Raw genomic sequence first — 18,710 nt, 5'->3', positions numbered from 1 at the left:
AGTGTGCTTCCGTTCGTGACCTCGGCGGTTACCGCCCGGCCACCGCCGTGACATCAGGGCGCTCCCTCCGCCGGCAGCGGGAGGCCGTGGGACTGCCCGCCGCCGCATCAGCCAGCATCTGTTTTCGCCGGGCCACCCGGTACCGACGAGACCACCGTGGTCTGCCTCTACGCCGGACTGCTGACCTCCATGGGTGTACTGCCGTGCGTCAGCTCATCGAGGTGGCGCGCGCCGATCTCGTTGGTCGCTACCTAGGCCACACCGCCACAGCTCACCAAGGAGGTGTTTGAAAGCGCGATGGGTGGTGTGCTGGTCATCAATGCAAGGGTAATGCGATGCGCAGTACGCAGCCTTCTGCAAACCAGATAAGGAAAGAATCAACCGACGGCAACTACCTTGAGCGAGGCGGAAGGACCACCGATTCGTGTCTTTGCCCAATCGTCGCAGTGCATGACCTGCTCCGTCGTTCCGACGCACCCCCATCATGCTTATCCGGAAGGCTCACCGTGACCACGCCTACCCTTCAGCTCTACCGCGGTGGTCGACTCGCCGCGGACGCATCGATCGAGACTCTTTCGTTCTGCCTTGACCATCCCGCATGGACGCACGCGCCTTCTGGATACTACTATCGAATATTCACGGATGGGCGCGGCGCGAAATGGTTGGCCACGTGGGGCGATACCAAACTCGACCTCCGCCCTATTGACGGGCGGACGGAAGACGCCGACCTTCCGGAGATCACCTATACCGAACTCCCCTCTTGGCTTGGTGAGGGGCCGATACCCATCGTGCGGTCGCTCGCCTCGCTGGGGACGGTTATGCGGATATCCACGCTGTGCCTTTGGGAGGCGCTTTCGGCGGCGGTCATCATGCAGGGCATGCCCACGACGATTGGACGGGCGCACTACCGTCAGTGGTGCCGACTGTACGGTGCCCACCACTCGCACCCAGAAGGCCCCGTCCATACTGCGCCCGGCGCCAAGGTCGTGCTCAGCCTGCCCCACCGCGGATTCGCCGACACGGGTATGGGTCACGATACGGCTCGCGTTCTGCGCTCGGCCGCTGCCGCATATCTGGAGCAGGCTGATGACTGGTCGCGGTATAGCGGTGAACGACTCGTTACCGTCTTGCGGCACATCCCTGGCCTCACTCTATCGGCCGCGGCCACCGCCGTAGTCGACTACACGGGCGACGGCTCCTGCTATCCACTGGCCAGCGCTCTCGACGGCTGGATCAGCCGGGCACCCGTCAACGGCCACGAACAGGCACCTCGGCTACGCGAGGCAGTGGAGACGTGGGCCTTTACACCGGGACGGCGGCACGCCCTGACGCTGGCCATCCTCGCCCGGGAACACCGAGCACCCACTCCTTAGCCTCGATCATTCATGAGTTCCCGTCAGTTCGTCGGCGACTTCGTGTCTCAGGAGCGTTCTTCTTGGGGCGGTGCAGGCTGAGGCCCGGCTTTCGCGTCGGATGAGCGCCGGTTTCATTCCCGGTGTGGTGGTCGTGTGAGTTGTTGAGACGGCAGAAGTTGCTGGTCAGCCGGGGTTCGGGAGGGTATGGGGCCGGTTCATGGTGCTGGTGATCAAGGGCGTCCAGGGCCATCGGGCGGTGAAGCGGAGTCGGCGGCGGCCGGTGTTCGCGAACCGGGCGGCGGAGAACAAACGGAGGCGAAGGCGTTTCGGCCCTCAGCGGCGGGTGTCGCCGGTCAGAGCAAGCATCGGTATCCAGGCGAGGAGGCCGAGTACGGGGGAGACGATCTCCAGCCAGATCCGATTCTGGGCGGTGTCGTGCAGAAGCAGGTTGCGCAGGCCGGTGTCGCGGGCGTCTCGGATACGGTCCTCGCAGCAGCCCCTTCGGCAGTGGCGTAGTTCAAGGTCGGCGAACTGACCGCCTTTCGTGTTGGTGGCGAAGCAGGCCAGCCGCAGTCTGTCGAAGTCGGTGAAGCGCAACTGGGGCCCCGTGGCGCGGGCCTTCCTTGCGGACGATCAGCCGCATCCCCCTGGGCCAGGTGCTCAAGTCGTGCATGTTCGGTGATCTCCGCGACCCGGGCGCCGAGCCGCTCGGTGCCGCCCGCGTCGTAGGCATTGCGCCCATGCCTTCTTCGGGGTTTTCAGCGCGTGTTTCTGATCCTCCGCGGCCTCAAGCCGCTCGGTCTGTACCTGGCGTCCGGTGATCCAAGCGAACTGCCTGGGTCCGGAATTCTTCGCCAGTCACGGTAGGTTGGCGTGCGGTAGTTCGGAACGCGGGCCGCGATCATCCCGTCTTCCCCGGCGGATGATGATGGGCCCTAAGCATGACTTAAGGAGACAGATAAGAGTGATCACCGTAGATTTGCATCCGATTTTCAAGAACAACCGTGATATCGAGCTGACGCTGCGGCAGACGATCTTCAAAGCGGCGCATACGGGCGAGGATGCCGTTCAGTTCATTCCGGGCAAAGGATCGGGGCAGCTTAAGCAGCGGGTACTGACGTTCCTCGCGCAGAAGCACATCAAGAAGCTGTACCACGCTGTTGAAACCCTTCCAGGCAACAGCGGCCGAGTTATCGTTCGCATGGCCCCGCCCGAATCACGCTCCGTTGCCCCCGTGGACGACGAGGAAGACCATGACTGGGGCATGTGATGAGGGAGTCGGCAAACCCTGCATCGGGCCTGCGGCCTCACTGGGAGCTGTCAGCGGGCCCGCGCTGAGCGGGATCCGGCGGACGACGCACGCGATCGCGGCGGACTACCCGGCTGGTGATGGGAACCCCTGAATCTCCCCACCCGGCGATCCGCAGTTCGGCCAGAGTTGCTCACCGAACCTCCCCAGCCTTCCGCGCCGGACGCCACTCGGGAGGGGTCGCCCGATAGCCGGCCAAGCCAGGAGACGGGACTGGCAGTCAAGGGTGACCGCAGGTCATCGCTCTGCGACGCTGAAGGCGCCCTTGACGGCCTGGCACGGCTCCCATCCTCGACAAGCGGGCGGCCCCGGTCGTTCGATGCACAACCGACTGGGGCGCCAGATCGAGTACCTGACGCTGTTGGGGATCTTGGAAAGTTCTTCGGGGCGGCCTCGTTGCTCGTGGGCGGTCGGGTTCGTTGAGTGGGCATGGATGGGGAGAGAGCGCAGGGGTTTCCGCCAGTGCATGAGCTCGCAGACGATGTGCTCGTGGAGTGGTTCCAGCGCCAGGCAGCGTCGGATCCGGAAACGTTTGCGGTGGTTGAACGCCTGGTGTTGACGATGCATGAAGTGTCGTGTCCGGTCACTGAAGCCGCGGTGGAGGCCGGAGTCGGCTGGCATCAGGTCGGCCGGGCTCACGCCGCACTGGAGAGCCTGGCTGTGGTGACGGTGTCGACCATCGTCCACCGCCCGGACGCCTGCACATGATCTGCAGGACCTGGAGGGCGGGGTTCGCCTCGTGGGCCGCACCGGCCCGGACGCTGACCAGCAGGGCGCCGACGCTCGGTCCGGACCATGCCTGAGCCGCGATGTCAGTGGGCGGTTCGTGAGTCTATGAGTGGTTCTGGCGTCGCCTGATGGTGTGGGCGAAGCCGGAACGTGCCGGTCCGGTGTCGGTGGGCTGCTTGGGGTAGGTGGGGTGAGTGAACGCAAGCCGTACCAGAGCGACTTGTCCGACGAGCAGTGGGCGTTGATCGAGCCGGTGCTTACGGCCTGGAAGGCCCGGCATCGCTCGGTAAGTGGGCATCAGGGGCGTTATCCACTGCGGGAGATCGTGAACTCGATCGTCTACCAGTCCCGGACCGGTTCTCAGTGGGCTCTGCTGCCGAACGATCTGCCGCCGAAGAGTGCGACGTACTACTACTTCGCCGCCTGGCGGGACGACGGTACCGACCGGCAGATCCATGAACTCCTGCGCTGCCAGGTGCGGGAGAACAACCGGCGATTAGAGGACCCGACCCTGGTGATCCTGGACACCCAGAGTGTCCGGGCGGCCACCGGGGTCCCCTCGGCCACGACGGGCAGAGACGCCGCGAAGCGGGTGCCGGGCCGCAATCGGGGCCTGGCCGTGGACGTGCTCGGACTGGTCATCGCCGTCACCGTGCTGGCCGCGAGCGTCCACGACAACACCGCCGGCATCGCCCTGCTCGACCAGGTCGCCGTCGCGGCCGGCGGCTCGATGAGCAAGGCACTGGTCGGCCACGGCTTCAAGAACCAGGTCGTCACGCACGGGGCTCGGCATCGACGTCGAGATCCTCCGGCGCAACCCCGAGGAGAAGGGCTTCGTGCCGCAGCCGAAGCGGTGGCGGGTGGAACAGACCTTCGGGATCTTGATACTGCACCGGCGTCTGGTCCGTGACTACGAACACCGCCCGGCCTCCTCCGCCTCGCGCGTCTGCTGGGCCATGACCCAGGTCATGGCCCGACGGCTCACCGACACGACCACGCTCACCTGGCGTGATCCGCAGGCGGCCGGCGCGTGAACCTGAATCCGCTCCTTCAGGCACTCGACCTTCAGGAAGACGCCGCCCGGACCCTGGCCGACGAACTCCGCACCCGCGGGCCCCTGACCGGGCCGGTTCTCGCTCGGTCAGGGCCCGGCTCACACGCCGCTGCGCACACCGGCGTGCGACAGCCACCAGGAGATGTCGTACGGCAACCGCTCGGCGAGTTGCAGCACGGGCTCCAGCAGGTATTCCCACAACGGGTCCACGTCCGGTTCGGACACCAGGGTCAGCCGGCACTCGTCGGCCTCCTTCGCGGTCCGTCCTCGGTCGGCGGCACTCTGGTGCGTGACGTCGTAGTAGACGCGCCGCATCGCCGCCGTCAGGAGTTCGTATTCCACCGTGTCGCGCTGCTGGTCCCCGGCGTCCTGGGCGGCGCGCAGCCGGCTCGGCACCAGGGAGAATGCCTCGCTCAGCTGTCCGAGGGTCGGCTCGGTGGAGGCGAGTTGCTTCACCAGGCTCGGGGCCAGCGGAGGCTGCCCGGAAACGAGCCGGTCCAGCACCCTGATGCCGAGCAGCGCGCTTGCGCTCGCGTACCGCCAGGTGATCCTGCTGACCCGCCACTCGTAGTCGGAGGCGGCCTCGTATGCCGCGTTGACGGCCTCCAGGTGGTGGAAGAATCCGCTGTGTTGCGCGTAGTCCTCGGTCAGCTCCATCCGTGTCGCGGCCCGGCCGATCTGCGTGCAGGCCGACTTCCACTCCTGCCGCAGATCCACGCACGCTCGGTTCAGCGAGCGCAGCGTCTCCCACTCCAGGACGCTCAGCGGCCCCAGTTCACGCAGGTCAGGAAATCGCACTCCCACTTTTCTCCTCCCGGCCCGGACTGCGCGGAGAGGCGATCACGTCCTGAACCCGGCCGCGCCGCTCGGCCGTCGCCCCGATCCGGGTACACATCCAGCGCCACGGGTCCGACCACACGGGCGCGTACGGCCGTTTCACGCACATCCTGGGCGATCAGCCCGGCCCGGAACGGCCCGGTTCTCTTCCCACCGCCGAACCCTAAGAAGATCGTCGCGGCACACACTTGATGCACAGCGACATGCGGATAGGACATGAGCGCCACAAAGACGCGCCGGAGCAGCGCATGGAGTGTGTGAGTCTCGGGCAGGATCTCGCGGGGCGCCCACCGTGCGGTCGATCCGCCCGGCCGCGTGAGTCCGCGCTGTCCGGTGGCGCTCATGTTCTGCCCGGATGGCGCTGTGGTTCAAGTGCGCGCGGTGCCGATCTTCCTAAGCTTCCGCGGTACGGGCAGCCCGGCAGCTCCGGCCCCGGCGCACACGAACGACTGGCCCCGCGAACCAACGGAGTCCCAGCCGTTTCGACCGGCGCCGGTACCGGCGTGGGGCCGAGGCTGCGCACCGGTTCGGCCCCTGGGTCATGCCCACCGACCAGACCTGACAGCCGCCACAACAAGGAACATCCGATGCAGCAGGTCGCCCCGCATGGGCATGATGGCCGACCGCCCCTGCCACGGGGCGGGCTGAACGGGACGTCTTGTCAGTGGCAGGTCGGCGGTGACGGTGTTCCCGGCCCGGCCGAGCGGCTGAGGAAACGTTCCCTGTCCACACTCCGGTGCGTGTGGAGGGTGCCTCGGCGACCGTTCGCGGTGTCGCCAGGAGGTGGGCACACATTATGAACTCACATCAGGACCAGACCTTGCGGTACGGCATGCTCGGGCCGGTCGAAGTGCTGCGCGGCGACACGCCACTGGATCTCGGGCCACGGCAGCGGCGGATGCTGCTCACCCGGCTGCTCATCGAGTACGGCCGACCCGTCTCGCTGGCCGAACTCTGCCGGGATCTGTGGCGGGGAGACCAGCCCACGGGGGCGGTCTCCTCGATCCGCGCGCACATCAGCAGACTGCGCTCGGTACTCGACCCGGTGCGGCAGGGCCGCTCCACGGTGCTGGTCAACGGGCCGGCCGGCTACGCGCTGAAGGTGCCCCGTGAGGCCCGGGACACCGTCCTCTTCGAGGAGTCCGTGACCCGGGCCCGCGCCCTTCTCAGGAGCGGACAACTGGGCTCGGCTCGCGAGGAGCTGGACGCCGCGCTCGGGCTGTGGCGGGGCGAGGCCCTCGCCGAGGTCGCCGAGCACGCCTTCGCGGCGCGCGAGGCGGCGCGGCTCACCACCGCCCACCACGACGCGAGGGAACTCCAGGCCACCGTCCTCATCGAACTGGGCCATCCGGAGGGGGCGATCGGCATCGGCGAGGGCCTCGTCATCAGTGCCCCGCTCCGCGAGTCGTCCTGGGCGCTGCTGATGCGCGCGCTGTACGAGGCGGGCCGGTCGGTCGAGGCGCTCCACACTTACGAGCGGTTCCGCACCATGCTGGCCACGGATCTCGGCCTGGACCCCAGCCCCGCGCTGCGCGAGCTGCACACCGCCATCCTGCGCCATGACACCGCCGTCCTCGGCGATTCCCGCCGCTCCCGGGGCGCCGCCACCCTGTCCGCCGGCCCCGGCGCCACCGCCGAACCGCTGGTGGGCCGGGCGGAACAGACCGCCCACCTGGCCACCGTCCTGGACACCGCGGCGGCGGGCCGCCCCCAGTGGGCGGTGCTCTCCGGTGAGCCGGGGTCGGGAAAGACCCGCCTGCTGGACGAGGTATCCGCCCGGGCCGAGGCCGCCGGGTTCACCGTCACCCGGGCCAGTGGCGGTCAGGCGCTGAGCGAGAGCCAGGAGATGTCGATGGTGTGCCCCGCCACCCAACTCCTGCACCACTTGCGCCAGGACGGGCCCGGAACACCGGCGCGGGTTCCCACCTGCGAGGGGCGGCTCGCCGCGCTGCTGCGGGAGCTGGGCCGGGGGCCGACCGTGTGCGTGATCGACGACCTCGACTGGGCCCCGCCGGACTTCCACGCCCTGCTCCGCCAGCTCGCCACCGTCCTGCGGGACGCCCGCGTCGCCGTCGTCTGCGCCCTGAGGAACGCCGATGACCCCGCGGTCAGCGGGCTGCTCGCGGAGCTGGCCCGCCACGGCGCCACCCGGCTCCACCTGGATCCGCTGTCGGTCGCCGATGTGGCCGAGCTGCTCACCGCCCGCGGTGAAAGCGCGCCCTCCGAGGAAGCTTCGGCGCTGCACCGGCGCAGTGAGGGCAATCCCTTCGTCCTCGGCGAGCTGTTGAAGCTCCCGCCCGACCGTCGCACCGGGCCCTCGGCCCGGGTTCCCGCCTCGGTGCGCAGCGTCGTCCAGTCGCGGCTGGCCGAACTGCCCGCCGCGGTCAGGACGATGCTCACCTACGCCGCCGCCGACGGCACGTCGCTGGACATCGGTCTGCTCGCCGATGTCCAGGGCATGACGCGTGACCGGCTGCTGCCCCTGGTCGACGCTGCCGTCACCGCCCGCGTCCTGCTCTGGGAGGCGGCCCCTGAGGAGCACTCCACGGGGCACTACCGATTCCCCGAACTGCCCCGGGAGGTGGTGTTGTCCACCCTCGCCCCCTCCTCCAGACATCTGCTGCACGCCGCGCTCGCCCGTGAGCTGACCCGCAGGGGCGGCGCCGATCCGGCGCGGCTGGTCCGCCATCTGCGCGCGGCGGGCCCGATGACCTCGGTTGCCGCACCCGGCCGGAGCCGCAGCCCGGCGCCGGAACACGGGCGCTGACGCGTACCCCCGCCCCCCGTCACCACTCATCGCCGCCAACCCGTGTTCGTGGCCACAGGAGAAGCACATGCCCGATCAGCACAAGACCGCCGGAGGAACCTCCGCCACTGGCGGCGAAGGTTCCTCCACCGCGTCCCCCGACGCCGCGAGCGTCGAGGAGCACCTCAACGGAGCCAGGACCCCCACCGCCCGCCCCGGCGCATCCGGGTCCGCGTCCGCTCCCGCGAAGACACCAGAGGCCGTCGGCCGGGACGCCTCCGGGAACGCGGCGGAAACCAGCGCGAACGCCGGGAAGACGACCACCGTCGTCCGGAGGTGGGCCCCGCGGGGCGGCCTGGTCGCCGGTCGCTCCTCCGAGCCGGCGGCCGACGTCGCCCGCGAAGGTTCGAAGACGCCGAGGACACCGACGGCGCCCGGGACATCAGCGGCCCGGGACGAAGGCGAGGCCGAAGCCGCGGCAGGTGAGGAACCGGCGAGCGACGCACCGGCGGGCAACGGCATCCGCGGCTGGGCGGCCCGCCGCGGCAGGGGCACGGTGGCCACCGTGTCCAGCGACGGGGACGCCGATGGTGCCGCCGCGATGGCCACCGCTTCGGCGGGCGCCGGTGGCCACTCCCCCGACACGGACGAGGGTTTCCCCGGCCGCCCCAACAAGCCCGTGCTCGCCGGTGCCGCCATGGCGGGGGCCATCCTCATCGCCGTGCCGCTGCTGGTCATGGCCGGCGACAAGGACGACGGCAAGAGCGAGAAGGTGAGCTCTTCCAGCTCCTCCGACACCGTTCTGGACGACGACGGGTCGAAGTCGGGGGCGTTCGTCGCCAAGTCGCCGGGCCCGACGAAGTCGAAGGCGGGCAAGGAGAAGAAGGGGTCGACGAAGAAGTCCGCCGGGCCCGCAGCGGAGAAGGCGGCGGAGAAGGCGGCGGAGAAGTCTGCCCGCAGCCCCTCGACGTCGGCGAAGGCAGCCGGGAAGAAGAAGCACGCGGCGGCCAAGAAGAAGAAGGCAGCCACCGGCAGCCTCCCGACCGTGCTGACCCGTGTGCTGATCAAGAACAACGCGAACGGCACCTGTGTCGACATCCCCGGCTCCAGCAGCGGCTCCTCCGACGGGCCCATCACCCAGGCGGACTGCAACAGCAACGCGGACGACAACCAGCTGTGGAACGTGGAGAAGAAGTACGACAGCGCCGGCCCCGGCGGGGCGCCCCTCTTCCAGATCCGCAACGTCGTGGACTCCAACTGCCTGGACCTGGGCGAGTACGGAGCCCGCCCGGGGAGCACGAAGGTCCAGGAGTTCCCGTGCAACGGCACGACCGCCGACAACCAGCTGTGGTGGCTGGACAAGCGGGCGGAGGGCAAGTTCTGGATCCGCAACTTCGCCAGTGACGACCAGTGCCTGGACGCGTACGGACGGGACGACGAGAAACGTGGCCTGATCATCTGGCCCTGCGCGCCGGAGAACGAGAACAACCACGAGTGGATCTTCACTCGCTCCTGAGCCGCCGTTCCGGTTCGGCTCCCCGTGGCCCCGGCGGCTTCCGCCGGGGTCGCTCCCGTGGCGTCGTCCAACGGCCACCACAGATGAGGAAACGCCGCCGCGGCTGCCCTCCCCGGCCGGGGAGGGGGCCGGGCGTGAGGGAACCGCGTGGTCGGCCTCGTCCCCGCCTGTCGCTTCGACGGCATCCCCGGCGAGTGCCTCACGCAGCGCGTCGGTTTCCACGGTCATGCTCACGGGGGCCGACGGATTGAGGTAGAGAACGTGCCCTTCGGGCAGCCGGTCCAGCACCTCGGAGACAGGCAGCAGCTCGAACGCCAGACGCCCCGAGGTGTGCAGATACACCGGCGAGGTGAACAACGGCACGACGGGGGTCTCGCCGTCCTGTGCGGTGGCGGGCAGCGGATCGCCGCCGGGCGTGACGAACACCGCCGCCTCCGGCAGTTCGGCCAGCGCCCTGGTGACGTCTTCGCCCGGCCCGCAGCCGGTCGCGGCCAGCTGTACGGCCGCGTCCACGTCGTCGGCGGGCTCGGGCCAGCCGAGGGCCTTGGGGGACGGACGGTACTCCTCGTTGTCCTGCCACTCGACGATCTCGCCGTCCGGACCGGACCACCACTGACCGACCACGGCCCACGCGGGGGGCGACCCGTGGCCACGTGACGTGCAGCACCGCGCCCTGCGTGGTGGGGCGGGGCATCACGTGCCGCAGCGAGGTTCTCCCGCCTCGTGCACGGCCGTCGACCGAGCGTATTCAGTGGGTGTCTGGTCGTAGCGCTTTTTGAAGGCCCGGATGAAGTGGCTGCTGTCGGCGAATTGCCAGTGTGCGGCGAGTTCCGAGACGCTCAGTCGGCGGCCGACCGGGGCGATGAGAGCGGTCCGGGCCTCTTCCAGCCGTCGGTGACGGATGTAGGCGGTCACCGACTCTCCCGCCCCGGCGAACGCCCGCTGGAGGGTGCGGACGGAGACGCTCAGCTCGCGGGCCAGCATCGCGGGAGAGAGCTCGGGGTCGGCGAGATGGCTGTCCGCCAGGTCCTTCGCGGCCTGGGCGAGGGCGGGCGCCAGCAGGGGCTCCACATCGTCCAAACCACGCATCACCACCGCCTTGGCCAACTCGATCAGCGTGCTACAAGCGACCTGCGCACTGGCCGGGCTCAGGTCGGCGAAGGTGGAGTGGACCATGTTCGCGTGGGCCGACAGCAGGCGCATCTCGGCCGTATCCGCCGACCCCATGCTGGTCCGGACCCCGAGTAACGGTTTGAGCTCCCCGGAAGGCAGGACGAAATTCCGCGCGCTAATGTGTGACGACGTCTCGTAATTCGTCTGCTGTCCCGAATATCGGAGCAGGAACTGCCCGCCGGATACGGTGTGCACGCCACGACCGGACGAGCCGCCGATCGTCCATGTGCCGCGCCGTACGACGAACATCTGCACCCAGCCCTCATCGGTGTCCTGCGCGGGCGCGGTGCAAAGGGGCAACGCGGTGCGGAAGTCTGTGAGGGCCACGTCGCGCACCGTGACGGCTCGGCCTTTGGTCCGGAAGGCATCCGTGGTGACCTGGCTGAATGCCGTCAGGGGGAAGCCTTGACCGAACCGTGCCTCCCACTCACGTCTGAAGGCGTCGAAGTCCGTGGTGTCCCATCTGAAGCTCGCGCGCGACAAATCAATCACCGTTCCATCGCTATCCATAGCCAGTTGGTTCCACCTCGCATTCGATGCCCAACACCATTGTAAGCAGTGTTGTTCGACTCGAATGGCCGCTGTTTACGGTGCTCGGGGCGGGAGCGAAGAGCGCACGGTTCCTCGACATGCCCCGGGCCGGGCCGAGGGAAACCGAAACCAGCGTCGTGAGAAACCCTGACGCCGACCAGGAAAAGGATTAGCCTGCGCTCCAAGCCGACGCCCTACTGGCGCGCGACTTCTTCGAAACGATCATGGACGCAGTTGTCGAAGTCGTCCGATCGCCTCGACGGCATCCTCCCCGCATATCAACAGGTGGCGTGATGCACGGACGAGGTTTCCGGCAAGGGCAGGGTCAGGGCTTGCCCAGGTACTCGGTGGCCTCGATCTCGTTCAGGTGGATGAGGACGTCATGTGCCTGGCCAAGGGCGCTCTTGTACGTCACGGGGTCGGGCCATCCGGCGCCGATGTTCCAGGTGACACGCGACGTGTCCAGCCAGGCACGCGCGGAGTTGGGAGCCGTGCGCATGTCGAGGATGTAGTCGTCCTGGCGGACCTTGTCCAGGGTCTCCTCGTTGGAGCCGGGCTTCGCGGCACCCACGCTGTAGGTGCGCATCACGTCGTCGTCGGTGCCGAACGCCTTGAAGGAGCCCTTGAAGAAGCTGAAGCCGATGCTGACGTACTTCCCGCCCAACGCGTCGCGCAGAAACGCCCCTTGGGTCTTGGGGTACCGCTCGTCGAAGGAGTCGTACGACACATGCGTGTTGTGGCCCGACAGCAGGATCCGGTCGCCGGTGTGCTCGTTCCACCAGGCCACGTTCTCCGCCATCATCTGGTCACGGAGCCTCATCATCTCCGCGACCTGGGCCTCGTCGGTGATGTCGAAGGAGTAGCCCTTGGCCATCTGGTGGATGGCCCTGGCGTGCTGCACGGTCCACAGATGCTCCTGCCGGTCGGCACCGGAGCCGGGACGCTGCTTGCGCAGCAGCTCGTACACCTTCCCGGCCCGCTCCGCCCGCTCCTGGCGCTCGGCCAAGGGCAACTTCAGGTAGTCCTCAGTGTAGGTGCCGGCGTCGGTGGTCGGCGCCAGACCGCAGTACAGCTCGGTGACGCGCTCCAGCAGCCGCGGGTACTCGCGCGCCACCTGGTCGGTCACCTTCTCGTACAGCTCCGGCCCGGCGTAGCCCATGTCGTCGCCCATGAACTGCACCTTGTCCTTCGGGTGCTGGCGGTTGTAGTCCCGCATCCACTCGATGAGGTTGATGTAGTCCTGGTTGTTCCAGATCCGGTACGACCCCTGGAACTCCTCGTTCGCTATGTCCTTGAGGTTTCCCTTGCCATTCAATACGTAGTCGTTGAGCCGTAGACCGCTACTCCAGGCGACCTCAAGGGAGAAGGTCCGGAAGCCCTTCTGCTCCACCAGGTAACGGAAGACCCGGTGCTTCATGCGGAAGAAGTCCCGCGATCCGTGGGTGGCCTCGCCCAAACCCACCACCTCGGCGTCCTTGACCATGCGGCCCAGCACGTCCAGGTCCCGCAGACTGCCTTCGGGCTCGGTGCTCCTCAATGTGTGGGCACTGCGCTCGATGGCATCGACCACACCACCCGCGCGTTGCCCTGTTGCCGACGTCCTGGAAAGGCCAACGGACGCTGCCCCCTGAGCCGGTGGCTTGTCCATGGCATCGCCGATGGCCGGAGTGGCAACCGCCACAGCACTGAGGGAGAGGAGGACCGAGGGAATGATTACTGCCTTGCGTCGCGTCATGGCGAAAGATTCCCGTGCGCACAGGGGTCGCCTCCAACCCATACGCTGCCCATTCCGGGTACAGCAGGCGCTACCGCCGGGACTCCTGGCACCACCATGTCACCCGGACGTCCTCGGTCATGCGGCCGCTGTATCGGGCTGTACGGAAGACGATGTCGTAGGTCTGCCAGGTCTCGGGCGCCTTGGCCGCGTTCATGTCGGGCGCCTTTTCGTACCAGGCTGGCGACGAGATCGATGGTCCGCTTCGACAGCGGGAGCCGGACCTGGTAGACAACATCCTGAGGGCCTTCGGCGGGCTGGTTTTTTCGTCACGGATTCACCAACTCCCCCCGAAGGGCGTCTTGTTACGGCCGAAATCGGCGGGTCCGCCACTGCCCTGACCGGTCAGCGCGTCAGTTGGCGTCCCGCGCCGGTTCGCGAGATCCAGCCCCGGTCGGCGAGTTTGCGCAGCTGCCCGCGAACCGGCCCCACCTTCGCCGGTGTCGTCTCCCTGCCCAGCGCGACCGCGACGTCCTTGGCCATCACCGGACCGTCTGAACTGGCCACGATGGACCTTTGTGAAATAGGAGAGCAATGAGCACGATTGCAATAGTTGGCGCCGGGCCCCAGCTGGGCTTAGCGATCGGCCGAAGGTTTGCGGCGGAAGGCTTCAGTGTCGCGTTCATCGCCCGCCGCGAGGCGGCGCTGCGCGAACTGGCCGACGCACTGTCCGCGGCCGGGGGTGACGCGGCCGCGTTTCCCGCGGACGTCACCGACCGGCCCGCCCTGAGAGCCGCGCTGAGAGATGCCGAGCGCCACTTCGGCACGATCGACGTACTGGAGTACTCGCCTGCTCCCAGTACCGCCGACATGGCCAGTCGGCCAATTGTCGAAGCGTCTCAGATCACGGTGGAGTCAGTGATTCCCGAGCTGGAACTGTACGTACACGGGGGCATCACCGCCGTACAGCAGGTCCTGCCCGGCATGCTCGAACGTGGCTCCGGCACGATCATCGCCACCACCGGTGCGGGCTCCGGCCCCATGCTCATCCCTCAGGTCGCCAACGCTCAGATCGCGACAGCCGGCCTGCGCAACTGGCTGTTGAACCTCAACGCCTCGGTCGCACAGCACGGCGTCTACGTCGCCCATGTCGCCCTCGCCGCGGCGATCGGCCAGGGCCGCCCCAACTCCGAACCCGACGTCATCGCCGACGCTTACTGGCGGCTGCACCAGCAGCGGACCGAACCCGAACTGTTCTACCAGGACCTGCCCGAGGAATGGGACTTCCAGCTCTCCGACAAGTTCCTCACCGATGCCGAGTAGGCGCTGCGCTCTCCTTCAGGCCGCTTGTCTGCCGCACGCACGTATGCGGATTGCCCTGTCGGTGCGTTTGCCGAGCTCAGAGTTCGAACGAGGGGGTTCGGCGTGGGGGGGGGCGAGGCCGTGCGGGGTGAGTCGCCCCCGCCAGGTCCTCACGACACATCGCCGTGAGCAGGAGGCGGCGTTCGCCCCCCCTGCTACCGCCCCTGACTGACCATCACGTGCCACCGATCCCTCCCCGACCAGCACGACTACCCCACCGAGACCGTCTTCTGAGCTTCCGGGTGCGTGCCTCGGCTTGCTGCGTAGCCTCTGCGCGGGAGGGATCTTCAGTGGGCCGAGGCGACCGACGGTTGACGGCGGCCTTCGGGCACCGTGTCCCCCGACCCCGAGCGGGAGCGGGTGGTGGCCGGGCCGGGTACGGGCGGGATGCGGCTGGTGCCGGACTGGGCCGAGGGCATGGGGGCGGGGGTCCTACCCCCGGAGTAACGGCGGATCATGGAGATCGTGGTCGGTGCGGGCAGGCCGGTGACGGCCGAGGCTGGGTCTCCCGGACCGGCGCGGGCCGTTATCTCCCGTGCTGACCGACCAGGACGGGCGGACTGGCCGGTTCCGGCTGTAACAGGAGGGCCCCCGGCGGTAGTCGGCGCGTATGCGAAGACCCACCGGCCCGCCGAGGGCTCTCAGGAAGCTGTCTACCAAGTTCGCCTCCCTCTGTCGAAGCGGACCATTGGTCTCGTCGCCGGCCTGATACGCAAACGGCGCAAGGAGCTGGGCTCCCGCTGGCGCAGCGGCGCCCAGACGGTCGCCGTGCTCGCCGTGCTCAAGGGTTTCGAACCGCAGGTCAGTGGCATGGACTGTCGGTAGATCGCGACCGAGTCGTCGTGGCGGACCGTGCCGAGGATGTCGAGTGTGGCTCCTTCGGCCCAACCATCACCGGTGGCACACACATCCCGCACGAGCGGGGGACTGCGCGCCCCTCCCCCACTGGGCCGCGGACTCATCCCCTGCGCGCGGAGCCGTACCGCGCCGGCTCATTCCCATGCGGGCGGCCCCCCGAACCGCTCCCTGCGGCGACGCCGGTACAGCAGGCGCTACCGGCACCCGGGGGTGGGCACCCCCGCCGGATGACCCGCCTGCCTGATCGTTTCGCCCGGCCGAAATTCCTAGCGTGGTGGTCACACCGCAACACCGGACCGACCGAGACAACACCCAAGGAGCCCGCGCCCCATGAAGACCAAGCTCACCTCCCGTCTGGTGGCCACCACGCTCGTCACCGCGCTGGCAGGCGTCGGACTGACGCTGCCCGCGGCAGGCGCGACCGGACCCGTCACCGCGCCGCTGCACGACAAGGCGCACAGCAAGGCGCTGCAGGCACACGTGGACGCGATCCTCAAGACCGGAACCGTCGGCGTCGTGGCCCGGTCGACCGGCCCGCGAGCTCCCCGGTACGCCACCACCGGGGTGGCCGACAAGACCACGGGCGAGGCCGCACGTGCCGGTGACCGGTTCCGGATCGCCAGTACCACCAAGACGTTCGTCTCCACGGTGGTGCTGCAACTCGTGGGCGAGGGACGCCTGTCGCTGGACGACACCGTGGAGCACTGGCTGCCCGGAGTCGTGTCCGGCCACGGCAACGACGGCAGCGGGATCACCATACGGCAGCTGCTCCAGCACACCAGCGGACTGTTCGACTACGCGGCGGACTTCCCCGAGCTCACCAGCCTGGACGGCTACGAGGCCGATCGCTACACCACCTGGTCCCCGGAACAGTTGGTCGCCATCGCGACGAAGCACGCCCCGAACTTCGCGCCCGGCGGCGGGTGGAGTTACTCCAACACCAACTACATTCTCGCCGGAATGATCCTTGAGAAGGCCACCGGGCACAGTTGGCAGCAGGAGGTCACCGCGCGCGTCATCCGGCCGCTGGGTCTGCGCGACACCCTCGCCCCGACGACGTACCCGCAGATGGTTGGACGCCATCTGCGCGGCTATTCCTCATTCGACGAGGACAGGGCGCCGATCGACGTCACCGAGATCAACCCCACCGCGGGCGGCGCAGCGGGCGCCATGATCAGCACGACGGCCGACCTGAACCGCTTCTACCAGGCGCTCCTCGGCGGCCGACTGCTGCACCCGGCCGAGCTGGCGGAGATGAAGACGTCCGTACGGGCCCCGGAACTGGACCCCGGGTGGCCCGGCATGCGGTACGGGCTCGGCCTGATGGAGATTCCGCTGTCGTGCGGCGGCGCGTACTACAGCCACGGCGGTGACATGCCGGGCTACACGACCCGAAACGGCGTCAGCGAGGATGGTCGCCGCGCGGTGGCCCTGAACGCGACCGGCGACGGTTCGACGGACTCGTCCACGCAGGAAGCGGCGAACAGCCTGATTGACGACGAACTCTGCTCGTGAGCCCGCGACACTGCTGGCATGGCACCGCAGGCTGGTCGCCCGGAAGTGGGACTAGAGCAAGCGCACACGCAGGCCCGGGAGACCTTCGACGGCGGCTGCGGTAAAGGCTCTGGTGCTGCGGCTCGCCAGGGAGAATCCGCGTTGGGGCTGTCGACGGATTCAGGGCGAGCTGGTCCGGCTCGGACACCCGGTCGGCTCGACGACGGTCTGGGAGATCCCTACCGTGGCGGGCATCGATCCAGCCCCACGCCGCAGCAGCCCGACATGGCGCGACTTCCTGACCGCGCAAGCCCAAGCCATCATCGCCTGCGACTTCGTCCACATCGACCTGGTCGATCTGCGCCGGGTGTACGCGCTGGTGTTCCTCTAGCACGGCACACGACGGCTGCACATCGCGGGAGTGACCGCCCATCCCACCGGGCCCTGGGCGGTGCAGGGAGGCAAGAAACCTCAGCGTCGAGTTGGGTGTTCGGGTGGAATCGCTACGTTTCCTGCTCCGCGACCGGGACGCGCGGTTATCGGCACCCTGCGGCGCGAGGTCCTCGACCACCTCTTGATCAGGAACGAGACGCACGCCCGGCAGGTCCTCGATACCTACGCCCAGCATGACAACGGTCATCGCCCCATCAGACTCACGGGCAGCTCCCTCCCCTCCTCCAGGAGCACCCGACGTCCATGGTCACCCCTCCGCTCACCGGGCACCAGCCATGACACTGGAAGCGGGGCATCGCGCAGGCGCGGCCGAAGACTGCCGAAGGCCACGGCCCACCGCGATCAGTCCGGTCATCGCCGGGCCCGGCCGGTCGAGCGCGCGTATTCGGTGGGGGTCTGGCCGTACTGCTTCTTGAAGGCACGGTTGAAGTGGCTGCTGTCGGTGAAGCGCCACTGTGCGGCGAGTTCCGAGATGTTCGGCCGGCCGGCCGGCGCCGCCAAGGCGAGCCGGGCTTGTTCCAGCCGCCTGCGCCGGATGTACGCGGCCACTGACTCCTCGGTCCGGGCGAACGCCCGGTGCAGCGTCCGTACGGAGACGTTGAGTTCGCGGGCCAGGGCCGCGGGGGAGAGACCAGGATCGGTGAGGCGGCTGTCCGCGATGTCCCTGGCCGCTTGGGCCAGTGCGGGGGCCAGCAGGGGCTCACGGTCGTCGAACGCTTGCATGAGCACCCCCTTGACCAGTTCGATCAGAGAGTCGCGAGCGGCTCGCGCACCGGCGGTGGAGAGGTCGTTCAGCGTCGCGTCGACGATTTTGGTGTATGCCATGAGCAGACGCAGTTCGGGAGAGTCGGCCGATCCGACGATCGCCCGGTCGCGGATCAGCGGCCTGAGCTGCGAGGCCGGCAGGATCAGCACGTTCGCCGTGGTGCGCGGTTCCATCTCGAACCGCACCGGAGGGCCGTTGTGCCGCACGATGAACTGCCCGCCTGGTACGGAGGCGTCGCCCTGGCCGCGCGGACCGATGAAGCGCCACTCGCCACGCCCGATCACATGCACCAGGACCCGGTCGTCGAGGCGGTGGGAGGCACCCCGGGTGCCGCCTGCCATCGACTCACCGTAGACGCCCGCGACCACCGTGTCGTGCACCTTGGACGCGCGGACCCTGACCCGGAAATCACCCGATCCGAGCGGCTCCATGGGCGGCAGCGGCAGCGTCTCCCCGATCTGCGCCTCCCATCCACGCCGGAAGACGTCGAAACCGTCCCGCGCGGTGCGCGGAGCCGTGACGTCCACGAAGAAGTTCCTCGCCGACCCGCCGGTCCGCCGTGCGGTGTCTCCCGCGTCGCTCATGGTCATACGGCACGCATCTTCCTGGCACTGATATGCCATTGGAGTAACGCGATGATACAAGCGCCCGCCCGGGTGATCTGCCTAGGGTGAGCGGCGCGGACGATGCCGAAAGCACGGAGGCCGGGTCGCGCCTCTACCGGACCGGGCAGACGGCGTCCCGGGGCCGACGCCGTGCCGCTCACGGAGCCGTCACGTCGCTGTGCGGGTGAATTTCCCGGGCTCGCTTTCG

General features: G+C 68.5%; 13 protein-coding genes and 5 pseudogenes. 10 read left to right on the top strand and 8 right to left on the bottom strand.

What is annotated here, in order from left to right; all coding sequences use genetic code 11:
* Positions 1-71: 71 nt before the first annotated feature.
* Together ACWC5C_RS21110 and ACWC5C_RS21105 are read left to right on the top strand one after the other, a co-directional pair.
* Positions 72-321: pseudogene (locus ACWC5C_RS21110) on the top strand (hypothetical protein); the annotation flags it as partial.
* Positions 322-506: 185 nt separating this feature from the next.
* The gene (locus ACWC5C_RS21105) at positions 507-1,373 is read left to right on the top strand and encodes a hypothetical protein (protein WP_450877337.1); all 867 of its coding nucleotides are present in this window, start codon (positions 507-509) and stop codon (positions 1,371-1,373) included.
* 165 nt (positions 1,374-1,538) lie between these two features.
* On the opposite strand, the pseudogene ACWC5C_RS21100 reads toward ACWC5C_RS21105, so the two are convergent.
* A pseudogene (locus tag ACWC5C_RS21100) lies at positions 1,539-2,019 on the bottom strand (transposase); the annotation flags it as partial.
* A gap of 300 nt (positions 2,020-2,319) precedes the next feature.
* On the opposite strand from ACWC5C_RS21100, the gene ACWC5C_RS21095 reads away from it, so the two are divergent.
* The 3 genes and pseudogenes from ACWC5C_RS21095 (at position 2,320) to ACWC5C_RS21085 (ending at position 4,427) form a co-directional block, all read left to right on the top strand.
* Positions 2,320-2,625: a Smr/MutS family protein gene (locus ACWC5C_RS21095; RefSeq protein ID WP_450877335.1), complete on the top strand. Its 306-nt coding sequence runs from the start codon at positions 2,320-2,322 to the stop codon at positions 2,623-2,625.
* A 528-nt stretch (positions 2,626-3,153) separates the two neighbouring features.
* Positions 3,154-3,372, top strand: coding sequence for a hypothetical protein (locus ACWC5C_RS21090; RefSeq protein WP_450877333.1), 219 nt, complete (start codon positions 3,154-3,156; stop codon positions 3,370-3,372).
* A gap of 211 nt (positions 3,373-3,583) precedes the next feature.
* Positions 3,584-4,427 (top strand): annotated as a pseudogene (locus ACWC5C_RS21085) (IS5 family transposase).
* Between the two features lie 119 nt (positions 4,428-4,546).
* On the opposite strand, the gene ACWC5C_RS21080 reads toward ACWC5C_RS21085, so the two are convergent.
* The gene (locus tag ACWC5C_RS21080; RefSeq protein WP_450877331.1) at positions 4,547-5,245 is read right to left on the bottom strand and encodes a hypothetical protein; all 699 of its coding nucleotides are present in this window, start codon (positions 5,243-5,245) and stop codon (positions 4,547-4,549) included.
* Between the two features lie 835 nt (positions 5,246-6,080).
* On the opposite strand from ACWC5C_RS21080, the gene ACWC5C_RS21075 reads away from it, so the two are divergent.
* Together ACWC5C_RS21075 and ACWC5C_RS21070 are read left to right on the top strand one after the other, a co-directional pair.
* Entirely contained in the window at positions 6,081-8,051 is a 1,971-nt protein-coding gene (locus tag ACWC5C_RS21075) for a BTAD domain-containing putative transcriptional regulator (protein WP_450877329.1), read from the top strand.
* A gap of 67 nt (positions 8,052-8,118) precedes the next feature.
* Positions 8,119-9,546 carry a ricin-type beta-trefoil lectin domain protein gene (locus ACWC5C_RS21070; protein WP_450877327.1) on the top strand — a complete coding sequence of 476 codons (1,428 nt, stop codon included), beginning with the start codon at positions 8,119-8,121 and terminating at the stop codon, positions 9,544-9,546.
* Positions 9,547-9,801: 255 nt separating this feature from the next.
* On the opposite strand, the pseudogene ACWC5C_RS21065 reads toward ACWC5C_RS21070, so the two are convergent.
* The 5 genes and pseudogenes from ACWC5C_RS21065 to ACWC5C_RS21045 all read right to left on the bottom strand — a co-directional run.
* A pseudogene (locus ACWC5C_RS21065) lies at positions 9,802-10,170 on the bottom strand (type VII secretion system-associated protein); the annotation flags it as partial.
* 69 nt (positions 10,171-10,239) lie between these two features.
* The gene (locus ACWC5C_RS21060; RefSeq protein ID WP_450877325.1) at positions 10,240-11,229 is read right to left on the bottom strand and encodes a helix-turn-helix domain-containing protein; all 990 of its coding nucleotides are present in this window, start codon (positions 11,227-11,229) and stop codon (positions 10,240-10,242) included.
* A 346-nt stretch (positions 11,230-11,575) separates the two neighbouring features.
* Positions 11,576-12,787, bottom strand: a complete 1,212-nt coding sequence (locus tag ACWC5C_RS21055; protein WP_450877323.1) for an erythromycin esterase family protein — start codon at positions 12,785-12,787, stop codon at positions 11,576-11,578.
* A 268-nt stretch (positions 12,788-13,055) separates the two neighbouring features.
* Positions 13,056-13,181, bottom strand: coding sequence for a hypothetical protein (locus ACWC5C_RS21050; protein WP_450877384.1), 126 nt, complete (start codon positions 13,179-13,181; stop codon positions 13,056-13,058).
* Positions 13,182-13,369: 188 nt separating this feature from the next.
* Positions 13,370-13,531, bottom strand: a complete 162-nt coding sequence (locus tag ACWC5C_RS21045) for a hypothetical protein (RefSeq protein WP_450877321.1) — start codon at positions 13,529-13,531, stop codon at positions 13,370-13,372.
* 27 nt (positions 13,532-13,558) lie between these two features.
* Between ACWC5C_RS21045 and ACWC5C_RS21040 the strand changes: the two genes are divergently transcribed.
* The 3 genes and pseudogenes from ACWC5C_RS21040 to ACWC5C_RS21030 all read left to right on the top strand — a co-directional run bounded on the left by ACWC5C_RS21040 (position 13,559) and on the right by ACWC5C_RS21030 (position 17,410).
* Positions 13,559-14,287: an SDR family NAD(P)-dependent oxidoreductase gene (locus ACWC5C_RS21040; RefSeq protein WP_450877319.1), complete on the top strand. Its 729-nt coding sequence runs from the start codon at positions 13,559-13,561 to the stop codon at positions 14,285-14,287.
* A gap of 1,227 nt (positions 14,288-15,514) precedes the next feature.
* Positions 15,515-16,699, top strand: coding sequence for a serine hydrolase domain-containing protein (locus ACWC5C_RS21035; protein WP_450877317.1), 1,185 nt, complete (start codon positions 15,515-15,517; stop codon positions 16,697-16,699).
* Positions 16,677-17,410: pseudogene (locus tag ACWC5C_RS21030) on the top strand (integrase). The gene ACWC5C_RS21035 and the pseudogene ACWC5C_RS21030 overlap by 23 nt, the downstream one beginning before the upstream one ends.
* Before the next feature lie 72 nt (positions 17,411-17,482).
* Here ACWC5C_RS21030 and ACWC5C_RS21025 read toward each other — a convergent pair.
* Positions 17,483-18,481, bottom strand: coding sequence for a helix-turn-helix domain-containing protein (locus ACWC5C_RS21025; protein ID WP_450877315.1), 999 nt, complete (start codon positions 18,479-18,481; stop codon positions 17,483-17,485).
* Positions 18,482-18,710: the final 229 nt, after the last annotated feature.

It is taken from the genome of Streptomyces sp. NPDC001700 (genome assembly GCF_053596435.1).
Note: the sequence above shows the minus strand (reverse complement) of the source record. Positions and strands in the feature narration are given on the sequence as shown.

Bases quoted from the DNA above. Each gene is read 5' to 3' on its own strand.
- ACWC5C_RS21075 (WP_450877329.1), top strand. From the start codon at position 6,081: ATGAACTCACATCAGGACCAGACCTTGCGGTACGGCATGCTCGGGCCG.
- ACWC5C_RS21070 (WP_450877327.1), top strand. From the start codon at position 8,119: ATGCCCGATCAGCACAAGACCGCCGGAGGAACCTCCGCCACTGGCGGC.
- ACWC5C_RS21060 (WP_450877325.1), bottom strand. From the start codon at position 11,229: ATGGATAGCGATGGAACGGTGATTGATTTGTCGCGCGCGAGCTTCAGA.
- ACWC5C_RS21050 (WP_450877384.1), bottom strand. From the start codon at position 13,181: ATGAACGCGGCCAAGGCGCCCGAGACCTGGCAGACCTACGACATCGTC.
- ACWC5C_RS21040 (WP_450877319.1), top strand. From the start codon at position 13,559: ATGAGCACGATTGCAATAGTTGGCGCCGGGCCCCAGCTGGGCTTAGCG.
- ACWC5C_RS21035 (WP_450877317.1), top strand. From the start codon at position 15,515: ATGAAGACCAAGCTCACCTCCCGTCTGGTGGCCACCACGCTCGTCACC.
- ACWC5C_RS21025 (WP_450877315.1), bottom strand. From the start codon at position 18,481: ATGAGCGACGCGGGAGACACCGCACGGCGGACCGGCGGGTCGGCGAGG.